The sequence below is a fragment of the Cohnella rhizoplanae genome, from assembly GCF_948329515.1.
In the GTDB taxonomy this organism is placed as follows: Bacteria; Bacillota; Bacilli; order Paenibacillales; family Paenibacillaceae; genus Cohnella; species Cohnella rhizoplanae.
Map to the genome: position 1 here is coordinate 17,722 of NZ_CAOJCN010000038.1, position 11,362 is coordinate 29,083.

At 62.5% G+C, this 11,362-nt stretch carries 8 protein-coding genes; 3 read left to right on the forward strand and 5 right to left on the reverse strand.

Going from position 1 to position 11,362, the window contains the following annotated elements:
• Positions 1 to 26: 26 nt before the first annotated feature.
• Both PQG80_RS27875 and PQG80_RS27880 read right to left on the reverse strand, forming a co-directional pair.
• Entirely contained in the window at positions 27 to 1,103 is a 1,077-nt protein-coding gene (locus PQG80_RS27875) for a Gfo/Idh/MocA family protein (protein ID WP_271755104.1), read from the reverse strand.
• A gap of 6 nt (positions 1,104 to 1,109) precedes the next feature.
• Positions 1,110 to 1,847: a ThuA domain-containing protein gene (locus PQG80_RS27880; protein ID WP_271755105.1), complete on the reverse strand. Its 738-nt coding sequence runs from the start codon at positions 1,845 to 1,847 to the stop codon at positions 1,110 to 1,112.
• A gap of 164 nt (positions 1,848 to 2,011) precedes the next feature.
• Between PQG80_RS27880 and PQG80_RS27885 the strand changes: the two genes are divergently transcribed.
• The 3 genes from PQG80_RS27885 to PQG80_RS27895 all read left to right on the forward strand — a co-directional run bounded on the left by PQG80_RS27885 (position 2,012) and on the right by PQG80_RS27895 (position 7,165).
• Positions 2,012 to 2,929: a helix-turn-helix domain-containing protein gene (locus PQG80_RS27885; protein ID WP_271755106.1), complete on the forward strand. Its 918-nt coding sequence runs from the start codon at positions 2,012 to 2,014 to the stop codon at positions 2,927 to 2,929.
• Positions 2,930 to 3,149: 220 nt separating this feature from the next.
• Entirely contained in the window at positions 3,150 to 4,718 is a 1,569-nt protein-coding gene (locus PQG80_RS27890) for a type 2 periplasmic-binding domain-containing protein (protein ID WP_271755107.1), read from the forward strand.
• A 116-nt stretch (positions 4,719 to 4,834) separates the two neighbouring features.
• The gene (locus PQG80_RS27895; protein WP_271755108.1) at positions 4,835 to 7,165 is read left to right on the forward strand and encodes a helix-turn-helix domain-containing protein; all 2,331 of its coding nucleotides are present in this window, start codon (positions 4,835 to 4,837) and stop codon (positions 7,163 to 7,165) included.
• A 144-nt stretch (positions 7,166 to 7,309) separates the two neighbouring features.
• Here the strand turns inward: PQG80_RS27895 and PQG80_RS27900 are convergent, their stop codons facing one another.
• From PQG80_RS27900 to PQG80_RS27910, 3 genes are read right to left on the reverse strand one after another with little or no spacing between them, the layout of a single operon-like run.
• Positions 7,310 to 9,340: an alpha-amylase family protein gene (locus PQG80_RS27900; RefSeq protein WP_271755109.1), complete on the reverse strand. Its 2,031-nt coding sequence runs from the start codon at positions 9,338 to 9,340 to the stop codon at positions 7,310 to 7,312.
• A 58-nt stretch (positions 9,341 to 9,398) separates the two neighbouring features.
• Complete coding sequence (locus PQG80_RS27905) at positions 9,399 to 10,274, reverse strand: carbohydrate ABC transporter permease (RefSeq protein WP_271755110.1); 876 nt, start codon at positions 10,272 to 10,274, stop codon at positions 9,399 to 9,401.
• A 26-nt stretch (positions 10,275 to 10,300) separates the two neighbouring features.
• Positions 10,301 to 11,254, reverse strand: a complete 954-nt coding sequence (locus PQG80_RS27910; RefSeq protein WP_271755111.1) for an ABC transporter permease — start codon at positions 11,252 to 11,254, stop codon at positions 10,301 to 10,303.
• Between the last annotated feature and the right edge of the window lie 108 nt (positions 11,255 to 11,362).

Consider the following 11,362-nt stretch of genomic DNA (forward strand, 5'->3'; position numbering starts at 1 on the left):
GGACATTCAAATATATAAGTAGGTTGCTAACCTATATCATACGCCTGTCCCGGACCGATGCGCACTTTTTCCCCGCGCCGCGCGCTCTCGATCGCGGCGAATACCATCGCCATGCTCTTCAGATTATCCGAGCAGTCCGTCTCCGCAGGCCTGCCGTCCCGCAGCGCGTCCAGCATCTCGTCGAAGCAGCCGTCGTGACCCTCGCGCCCGGTCCAAGGCGAGGACGGTTCCACCCGCCTGTACGTAAGCATCCGGGCGCCCGGCCCTAGGCTTCCTTCCGCCACGCTGCAGTAAGGCTCGTTCGTCCCGTCCCAGAACAAGGTGCCTTCGGACCCGACGACGCGCCAATCGCCCTGCCAGGAGGTAGGCTCGCCTTCCGCGCACCACGAGCCGTTGTAGGTGAACACCGAACCGTCGTCCATCTCGAAAATGCAGACGGCCGATGCGTTGCCCGAATACCAGGAATGTGACGGATTGAATTCATGGCAGTACACGGACATGGGATCGGCCTGCAGCAGGTAGCGGGCCTGATCGAAGGTATGGATCGCCATGTCCAGCAGCAAGGGGTGGTCCATCGTCTCGCGGAAGCCCCCGAAGTGCGGTCCCAGGAAAAAATTCGCGGTCGCGTGCGCCGGCTTGCCGATCGTTCCTTGCGCGATCTGGCCGCGCGCTTCCCGGATCTGCCGGGCGAAGCGGCGGTTTTGCATGACCGAGTAGCGGCGTCCGTACCGGCGGACGATGTCCTCGATCTCGTAGGCGTCCGCCATCGTCATGGCCATCGGTTTCTCGCCGATCACGTCGCAGCCGAGCGCCGCGGCCGTCGTCACGACGGTCTTGTGGACCTGCGGGATCGTGACGTCGAAGACGAGATCGGCGCCGCTCTCGCGAATCGCCGTACCCAGGTCCGTGTAACAGGGGACGTTAAGCTCGAATTCCCTTGCCAGCGCTTCGGCGGCCGGCAGGTGGATGTCTACGAGCGCCGCCAGCTCTATATCAGGACGCTCTGCCGCGTATTTGACCCATCTCCGGGCCATATTGCCGCACCCGACCTGCACGAGGCGGAACTTCTTATCGCTTCTATTAGCCGTCTCTGTTCCATCCATCCGTATTTACGCCTCCTGCCGCGGCTTGAGCTGTTCCAGCGGCTGGCGGTTGCCGAAGAGAGGAGCCGGCCGGCTCGTGGGCGCCGCCCAATGCACGGCGTTGCGGATGACCCTGCGGATCTCTTCGTTGTAATAGGTCGGATACGTCTCGTGCCCGGGGCGGAAGTAGAAGATCTTGCCCTGTCCCCGGGTGTAGGTGCAGCCGCTGCGGAACACCTCGCCGCCCTCGAACCAGCTCACGAACACCAGCTCGTCCGGCGCCGGGATCTCGAAGCTCTCCCCGTACATCTCCTCCTGCGGAAGCTCGATGTACTCGCCGATGCCTTCGGCGATCGGATGGCCGGGAGACACGACCCACAGCCGTTCCTTCTCGTCGGCTTCCCGCCACTTGAGGTTGCAGGTGGTGCCCATCAGCTTCTTGAAGATCTTGGAGAAATGGCCGGAGTGAAGCACGATGAGGCCCATGCCTGCCAGGACGCGCTTATGGACGCGCTCGACGATCTCGTCGGATACTTCGCGATGGGCTTTGTGTCCCCACCAGACGAGGACGTCCGTGTCTTCCAGACGCTGCTCCGTCAAGCCGTGCTCCTCCTCGTCCAGCGTTGCGTATCCGATCGAGAGATCCTCGCCGATGCCTTCTCCGATTGCGCGGTGGATGCCGTCGGGGTAGACCGCCTTCACCTTTTCGTTATTTTTCTCGTGCCGGAATTCGTTCCAGATCAATACGCGCAAATTGTCCTGCATGACGCGATCCTCCTCGTTTGTGATGAGCGATGACACCCCCATTATAGGCTTCGTCCCCCGCGTAAAAATAGCTTCAAAGCTGACCGATTGTTCTCCAAAAATGACATCTATGCTATACTTGGGTTTCCAAAAATACGATCTGTGCCCAAGCGAGGTATCCGCCCGTGACGACAGTAGCAGGACCGCTCCAAGAGCCGGTGCGCGAGGAGATCGTGGTCTACGGCCATCCGCTCCTGCACATGAAGATATGGGAGATCGGCATGGATCCTCCGTCTCCCGCAGGGGGGGAGGCGTACGGCCCTTGGCACCACCATAAGGAAGTCGAGCTGCTCGCGATGGTCGAGGGCGCGATGGGCATGCAGACGCAGGACGGCTATCTGAGCCTCGGGCCGGGGGACGTCGCGCTGCTGGGCGTCTCTCAGCTGCACCGCACGCACCGCGCGGGTCCCGCGCCCGTGCGCTTCATTGTCCTGCAGGTCGATCTGGGCCGGCATTTGGAAGGCGCCGCGCTGCCCTACTTGTACGGCTTAAGCGAGGGCGCGGCGCCGCTCGGCCGTCTGAACGAGCTGTTCCGCGACAAGCCCGAGGTCCGGCGCGAGACCTATGCGCTGGTCTCGCACATGTACGAGGAATACAGCGGACGCGAGCGGGGGTACGAGCTGGCGATCGGCTCGGCGATCCAACGGCTGCTCTGGCTGTTCGTCCGGTACGACGAGGGCGGACTGCTGCCCGCGGCGGCGGAGCGGGATCTGCTGCGGCTCCGGCCGGCGCTCGATTACGTCGACTCGCATCTGCAGGAGCGAATCACCGTCGAAGAGGTCAGCAGGCTGCTGAACTTCAGCTACCATTACTTCATCCGTTACTTCCGTTCCGCCATGGGCTGCTCGTTCGTCGATTATGTCAACCGCAAGCGAATCAAGGCAGCGGAGCGCCTGCTGCTGACGCGCGACCTCAGCATCGCCGAGGCGGCGCTCGAGGCCGGCGTGCCGAGCATCGCCCAATTTTACAAGCTGTTCAAGCGCTTCAACCGGTGCTCGCCCAAGGAATTCGTCAGCCGGATGAGCTCGCGCGAGGGGGTCTAGCGGCTGCCCGGCGACCGGACTTTTCTTATCCGAACGCCCTCGCCGAAGCGCGCAGGCCTTGCCCCGACTGGGTTTTCGGCGGACATTTCTTCTCGTCGCCCCGCCTCAAGTAATGTCCCTATTCTGCCCCGGACGGCGGACGTACGATGGGGTTGCAGCGACAGGGCGAGGACTCAGCCGGCCTGCGCCGATCATTTCAATCAGGGGAGGACTTGGTAGGATGAAGCCGACGATAAAGAGGGCTTGGCTGGCAACGGTACTTATGACAGCGATTGCAGGAACCGCGGCATGCGGCGGTAACGGGGACAATAACGCGGCCCCGACGAACAGCGGCGGCTCGCCGCAGGCAAGCGCGCCGGGCACGGATAAGACGGGGGACGGCGGCGAGCCGCTCTCCATCCAGATGTTCGCCGGACTGTACAATGAAGTGCCCGATATGAACGACGCCTACTGGACGGAGTGGCAGAAGCAGACCAACACCAAGTTAAACGTCGAGTGGGTGCCGTCCGGCGACCTCGATACGAAGCTGGACCTGCTGCTGGCTTCGGCGCAGCTGCCCGAAGTGCTGGCGGCGCCGGACTTCAAGCGGCCAACGCTGATCAACGCGATCAAGGGCGGCGCGTTCTGGGATCTGACGCCGTTCCTCGGAGACTTCAGCAAGTATCCCAACCTCAAGAACAACGTGCCGGAAAATGCCTACAAATACCGCACGGTCGACGGCAAGATCTATTCGCTGCCCGGCTCCCGGTCGCAGATCGATCCGGGGATCAAGATCCGCAAGGACTGGCTGGATAAGCTGAGCATCCCGGTGCCGACGACGCTGGACGAGTACGCGGATGCGCTGGTCAAGATCACCAAGGGCGATCCGGACGGCAACGGGCGCGCGGACACGCTCGGCCTGATCGGCGGCGGCGTCATCATCAGCGACGGAGACGCATCCTTCGCCTCGGCGTTCGGCGCGATGGAGCCCACTTACAATGAAGAGGGCGGACTCATTTACACGAACCTGAACCCGGGATATACGGATGCGATCGCCTACTTCCGCAAGCTGTACGAGATGGGCGCGCTGTCCAAGGAATTCTCCGTCATGAAGCGCACGCAAGCGCAGGACCTCTTCACGACAGGCCGCGCCGCCTCCTATACCCGCAGCATCTGGTGGGACAAGGAATGGGAGGATCTCATCAAGAAAAACGGCCAGCCGGACGCGAAGATCCTCAATCTGACGCTCAAAGGGCCGAAGGCATACGCCGTCAACCTGACGCTCGGCGGCACAGGAAGCTTCCTCATCTCCAAGAAGGTGCCGGAAGAAAAGGTATGGAAGCTGCTCGACTACTTCGAGAAGACGGCTTCGACGGAGATGAGCGACCTCGCCTACTATGGCGTCGAGGGCGTGCATCATACGGTCGAGGGCGGCCAGAAGGTGCTGACCGAGCAGGGCGTGAAGGAAGTCAACACGACCAGCAAAAACGCCGGCGTCCTGGCCACCCAGAAGTGGGGCAAGGTCATCAGCGCGTCCGGCGACAAGGCGTATAACGACGCCAAGATCGCGGAGGTCGAGAACTTCGGCGAGATCGGGAGCATCGACCCGTTCGCCTATCTGATCTCCGACACCTGGAACGACGTCTGGGCCAAGTATCAGAATGAATGGAAGTCCACGGTGACGCAGGCGATCGTCGGCCAGATCACGATGGACCAATACAAGCAATTCGTCGACAAGATCAACAATCTGCCGGAGTCCAAGAAGGCGTACAAGGAATTCGCCGAGAACTACAAGGCGATGAACCCGTAGTCGAGCTATTGTAGCCGCGGCAAGGCAAGACCGTAAGGAAGCGGAAGGTGATCGGCCCGGTGCCGATTGCCTTCCTTGTCTATCGCGCGCCATCCGCCGTTCCGAGGGAGGTCCTCATGAAGCCGCTGCTGAATAAAGTTCAACAAGCCGCCAATCGGGCGTTTCCCCGATCCAACTATTTCAGAAGGCTCGTCTGGCTGGGATGCGTCTCCGTGACGGTCCCGATCCTGATTCTGGGCCTGGCTTATTACCGCTATTCCGTAAACAAGATCGAGGGGCAGTTCCGGGCGGACAGCCGGACCTCCCTGACGCTGCTGCAGGAACGGACGGAAAACCTGATGACCGACATCGAGTACCAGTCGATGCAGCTCGCCGCCAACCCTACGATACGCTCATGGCTGGGAAGACCCGGCTTTGCCGAGCAGTACGTGATCCAGCTGAACATCCTGGACTTCATGACCGTGCAGAAGAACTCGAGCAGCCTCGTCCAGGACATCGTCTATTACGGTAGCGCCTCCGATACGGTGCTCTCCAACGCCTACGGGAAAACCACGCTCGCGGATTCGCCGGAAAGGGCGAACATCGGCGCGGTCATGTCGGGCGAACGAAGCGAGGGATGGACGTACCTGCCGGGATATCCGCGGGACGGCTATATCTCGTACGTTCGCCAACTGCCCGTCATGCGGACCGGGAAGCCGATGGGGGCGCTGATCTACGAGATTAAGGCATCGGACCTCGGCAGGCAGCTGTTCCAGACCGAAGCGGCCGCCGGCGAGCAGTCTTATGCCGTCGTGGACGCGGACGGCACGGTCCTGCTGCATTCCTCCGACCCCTCTCTGCTCGGACGCCCGGCCGATTCTATTGAGCTGTTCAAGGGTATCCTGACGGGCAGCGGCGGCGAAGGCCGATTCGTCATGGGCGAGGCGGACGGCGGCAAGGTATTGACGGCGACCTACAAGACGGCCTTGGGGCGGACTTATATCTCCATGCTGCCAGAGCGGGCCATCGCCGGACAGCTCAACTGGATGCGGCTGTTCGTGCTCGGCTCGGTGCTCGTCATCCTGCTATTCGGCATCGTGCTGACCGTCGCTTCGTCCAAGTTCGCCTACAGCCCGATCGACAAGCTCATCCTGTACGGGAGGCAGCTGCGGCACGGGCCGGGCGCGACGGGGAGGGACAACGAGATCGGCTACATCCGATCGAGCCTCGCCTATCTGAACGATCAGGCGGAGTCGCTCCGCGCCTATATCGAGCGGATCCAGCCGGATCTGCGCGACCGGTTCATCCTGAAGCTATTGACCGCCGCCGCGCCGGCCAAGCCGCAGGCGATCGAAGCGGAGCGTCAGGCGTACGGACTGCCAGGCTCCGGCTGCTTCGCGGCGGTCGTCGTGCGCCCGGAGAATCTGTTCAAGGAAAAGCGGTTCCTGCCGAACGAAGGACCGATTATCGTATTCGCGGTTCAGAACGTCATGCAGGAGCTGCTGAGCGGCGGGCCGTTCTCAAGCGGCCATGTGGTCGGCAACGGGGATAAGGAAGCGATCGGCGTGCTCTGCTGGGATGCCGCCGTAAGCGCGGAGGACGCGGCGGCAGCGCTCGACGCGTATGCCGCCAGCGTATGCGAAGCGCTGAGGATGCATCTGTCCTTCACGGTGTCGGTCGGCATCGGCGGGATTCGCCCCGGCCTTCATCTGCTGGCCGAGTCGTACCGGGAGGCCGCAGCCGCGCTGCAGCAGCGCCTTTTCGACGAGAGCCGCCGCATCTTCCGTTACGACGAACTGCCAGCTCCCTCGGGGAAGCTGGCTGCGTTCAACTATCCGAAGGATCTGGAGCTCGAGATTACGGAGCATCTGCTTCAAGGGGAACTCGATCTCGCCGAAGCCTCTCTGGGCCGGTTCTACGAGCGTGTCCGGCTGTCCGAATCGTACAATACGGCGATGCATTGCTATCATATCCTGTTGTCCTCCATCATCCAGTCGCTCGAGGAGATGGGCTATGGCGTGCTGGACAATCTCGGGGACAATCTGTTCGAGCAGCTCAAGGCAAGGCAGACCTATCGCGAGGTGCAGGAGTGGTTCGTAGAGTTTTTGTTCCCGATGCACCGGCAGATCACGGAGGAGAGCCGGGCGAACGCCACGCGGATCGCCGTACAGCGGGTGTGCGCCTATATCGACGCGCATCAGGGCATGCCCTCGCTGATCGAATGCGCCGAGTACGTCAGCATGAGTCCCTCGTATCTGAGCCGACTGTTCAAGCAGGAGGCGGGCATGACCTTTATCGAGTATCTGATGAAGTACAAGGTCGACCGGGCCAAAAAGCTGCTGGAGGAAACCAACCACAGCATCGCGGAGATCGCCGAGCAGATCGGCTACTCCGAACGCAATCTGAACCGGACGTTCCAGCGCCATCTGTCGATGTCGCCCAAGCAATATCGCATGTCGCTGCGCTGATCGCGATATCCGGGACGAAGCCAAGCCTGCCCGCCGCGGGGCAGGCTTTTTGCCGTCCTTCATGCACATTTCCTGTGCACCATTCCACCGCCGGCCGAGGACGGCGTTATCCCCGTAGCCTCGGATGTCTCCATGCCGCTAGGGTCAATCGGCCGCCTCCGTCTGGATCAGCAGGCACTCCCACACCTCGAGCCTCGGAACGTCGAGGCTCAGCGTGCCGCCCGCCTCGCTGTACGGCAGCGCGTCCTCCGCGATCAGCCTCCGCACGCCGGTGGCGCGGCGTCCGGGCAGCCGCAGCTTAAGCGCGATATCGTGCAGCGGCAGATTCGTGGCGAGCGGCCGCCTGCCCGCGCCGTTGACGAGATGGACGAGCACGTAGTCATCCCGCTCGAACAGCGTGACCTGCAGCCCCTGGTAGTTGGTGACCTCTACCAGCTTATCCGCCCCGAGCGACATATCGATCGCGTTGGCCAGCAGCTGGTAGTGCTCGCCGAGCTTGAATTCGTTCAGCAGCCCGCTGAGCGAGAAGGGGAAGTATAGGAAGCCGCCGTTCCCGCACCGGCGGCGCAGCGCCAGCGGCAGGTCGGTGCGGATCACGGGCAGCGAGGCGCGCTCCGGCGGAGCGCCTACGCACTCGAGCGGGGCGAACGGCGGGACGAGCGTCGCCAGCACCTCGGTCTCCCCCGCAGGCTGGGCATAGTAGACGGCGCCCCGCAGCGCGATCAGCTCCGTAGCCTCCAGGCCGGCCTGGAGCGGGTTATCCGCGCCCTCGAACCGCAGGTAGGCGGCCGTCAGCAGCTCGCCGGCCGCTCCCTGGTCGCGGACGCCTAGCAGGGAGCGCCATTCGGGCTTGTCGGCGGCGTCGCCCTCGGCGATGACGTGGCCGCCCGCCGCGGCGTAGCCTTCCAGGGTGGCGGCGAACCCTTCGGTCAGCGCCAGACCCTCCGGCGCGATCAGAACCTTGTAGCGCGAGAGCCGCTCCGGCGTCGCCTGCTCCTCGAGCAGCACGTCGAACGGGACCTGGCGGTTGATCAGGCCGTCCGCCCAACCTTCCGCGGCCGGGTTCGCCGTCCAGATCAGCGCGACCTGCGCCAGCGTCCCGGCGCCGTCCATGTAATTCTCCACCTTGGCCGCATCCCGATTAAGCGCGCCTACGGTCTCGAGAATCCGCTTGTCGCCGATCGTCTCGGGAATGCCGGTGAGCGAGTGCCAGATGCTGCCTCCGTGCGCCGGGATCTGCGACAGCCAGAACCGGTACTCCGCCGGCGGCAGGCCGGTATGGCGCCACTCCATGCCGGGGCTGGAGTGGACGATGCCGAGCGGCGCGGGGACGCCGTGCGCGGAGCGGCCGAGCTTGATGCTGAGCGCGGGCTTCCAGAACTCCGGAATCCGTCGGTGGCCCTCGGACAGCACGTCCTGCGGCTCCGTGCACAGCAGGTCGGTCGTCTGCAGCCGATCGTACAGGTTATCCTTGTACAAGTTGTAATACAGGATCATCTGAACCTCGGGCCGCTTGCTCTTCATGAAGCGGTACATCTTGTCCATATTGTCGCGGATGCATGTCGAGGGCCAATCCGGCGCGAACGCGGCCGGATCCGCCGGCAGCGGTACGCCGTACAGGCGCTCGTACTTGCGCTTGCAGATGCCGCACCAGCAGGGAAGGAAGTGCGGCGCGTTGAAGAAGACGGCGTCCACGTCGTAGCGCGACAGCACCTCGTCCAGCACCGGCACGGCGACGTCCTCGTTGCGGTAGCCCGCGTTGAGACAGGTGCTCATGAGGAGCGACCATGCGCCCGGGCGATGCGCGCCGATGATCTCCGGCTGCCCGTCTTGCTTGCGCACGAACCATTGGGGCCGCTTCAGGAAGACGATGTCGTCCGTCTTGCTGAAGTCGAGCCGCGCGATCAGGCGGATGCCCTCGTCGTGGCAGGCGGCGACGACCTCCTCCAGCAGGTCGAAGTCCTGCGGCAGATATTCGTTGACGTGGTGCCCTTCGACCTCGGACGGGTACCAGGCGTAGATGCCGCCGACGTTGAACACGAGGGCGGTCGCCCCGAGCTCCTTCATCTGGCGCGCGAGGCGGCGGGGCTCGATAAGATGCGTGTCCTTCACCTGCAGATTCGTCTGGATGATGCGCTGGGGCTTCTGCCACCAGCCGCGTTCTTGATTTTCCAATATAGTCAGCCTCCCATAATCGCAGATTCAGATCGGCACCGGCGCTGAGCCGATGCGGTTATCCCTTGACCGAGCCGAGCATGACGCCTTTGGCGAAGTGCTTCTGCAGGAACGGATAGACGAGCAGGATCGGCGCCATCGCCAGCATGATGGATGCCATGCGGATCGTCTCCTGCGGCACCGACCGTTCGTCGCCGCCCGCGCCGGCCATGCCCGCGTTGTCCGAATCGATGACCAGCGTCTTGACCAGCACCTGCAGCGTCCACTTTGAGGAATCCGACAGATAGATGAGCGCGTTGAAGTACGTATTCCAGTGGGAAACGGCGAAGAACAGCGTGAACGCGGCCACGGCGGGCATGGACAGCGGCAGCACGATCCGCAGGAAGACGCCGATATCCGAGCACCCGTCGATGCGGGCGGCGTCCTCCAGCTCCGAAGGCAGGGATTCGAGGAAGCTCTTGATGATGATGAGGCTCCAGGCGTTCGTCAGGACGGGCCAGATCAGCGCCCAGTAGGAATTTAACAGGCCTAGGTTCTGCACGAGCAGATAGTTCGGCACGATGCCCGCGCTGAAGACGAGGGTGAATACGACGAACCCCATCATCGGCCCCCGGCCCGGCAGATCCTTCTTCGTCAGCGCGTAGGCGAGGGAGAAGGTGACGATCAGGTTGAGAATCGTGCCGACGACGGTGATGAAGACGGTGCTCTTCATGGCGTTCACGAAGCTGTCGGTCGAGAGGATGTAGGAGTACGCGGCAAGCGACCATTTCTCCGGGAAAAGATAAAAACGCAGCGGCACGTAAACCTCGGGGTCCGTGAACGACACGCTGAACACGTACAGGAACGGAAAAACGCACACAAGGGAGATAAGGGCGAGCAGGGCATAATTGATCCAATCGAATGCCGTCATTTTTTTGCGCGATACGAAGCTCATGGCAGTATGCCTCCTCACTGGGGGGGTTAGTAAATGCCGTCCTGGCCGGATTTTTTGACGATATAGTTCGAAGCCATCACGAGGACGAAGCCGACGACGCCCTTGAACATGCCTACCGTCACGCCCGTGCTGATCTGCCCCCGCAGGATGCCCTGCGTGTAGCTGTACGTATCGAATACCTCCGCCACCTGCATGACCAGCGGATTCATCATGAGCAGCATCTGCTCGAAGCCGACGTCGGCCATCTGTCCGAGCCGCAGGATGAGCAGGATCAGGATCGTAGGTCGGATGGCGGGCAGCGTGATGTGCCAGATCTGGCGGAACCGGGTCGCCCCGTCGACGACCGCGGCTTCATACCGCTGCGGATCGACGCCCGCCATCGCGGCCAGGAAGATGATCGTGCCCCAGCCCGCTTCCTTCCACATCGTCTGCGCCGTGATCAGGCCCCAGAAGTACTTGGACTCGGAGAGGAAGCTGATGGGCTCGTGCCCAGACTCGCCAATGAGCTTGTTGACGATGCCCACGTCGGTCGAGAGCACGAAGAAGGTCATGCTCGCCACCACCACCCAGGACAGGAAGTGCGGCAGGTAGACGATGGATTGGTTAATGCGCTTGAAGGCACCGTGTCGCACCTCGTTAAGCATGAGGGCGAGCAGGATCGGCAGAGGGAACATGAACACGAGCCCGAATACGTTGATGGCGAAGGTGTTGCGAAGCATGATGTAAAAGTTGCTGTCCGCGAACAGGTCGGCAAAGTGCTTGAACCCCACCCATTCGCTCCCTGCGAAGCCCGAATAAGGGTTGTAATCCTTGAACGCCAGCAGCAGTCCCCACAGCGGCGTCAGCTTGAACAGAATAAAAAACAGCACGCCCGGCAGCGCGAGCAGATACAACGCCCGATGCTTGACGATCCGCGCGCCGAGCCTGGACCAGTAACCCTTTTCTCTATGGACCGGCATGGCGGCAAGCGCCTTCTCCATGAGTCACGCACCTCGTTTCCTTATAGTCGTGAACGCGTCCGCGCTCGGTTCTGTCTTCATTGTAGAGACGGGCGGGTTGGCGGGATACGGACATAAATTGAAGAGGAC

Coding starts and splice junctions, on each gene's coding strand:
- PQG80_RS27875 (WP_271755104.1), bottom strand. CDS start 1,103: ATGGATGGAACAGAGACGGCTAATAGAAGCGATAAGAAGTTCCGCCTC.
- PQG80_RS27880 (WP_271755105.1), bottom strand. CDS start 1,847: ATGCAGGACAATTTGCGCGTATTGATCTGGAACGAATTCCGGCACGAG.
- PQG80_RS27890 (WP_271755107.1), top strand. CDS start 3,150: ATGAAGCCGACGATAAAGAGGGCTTGGCTGGCAACGGTACTTATGACA.
- PQG80_RS27895 (WP_271755108.1), top strand. CDS start 4,835: ATGAAGCCGCTGCTGAATAAAGTTCAACAAGCCGCCAATCGGGCGTTT.
- PQG80_RS27905 (WP_271755110.1), bottom strand. CDS start 10,274: ATGAGCTTCGTATCGCGCAAAAAAATGACGGCATTCGATTGGATCAAT.
- PQG80_RS27910 (WP_271755111.1), bottom strand. CDS start 11,254: ATGGAGAAGGCGCTTGCCGCCATGCCGGTCCATAGAGAAAAGGGTTAC.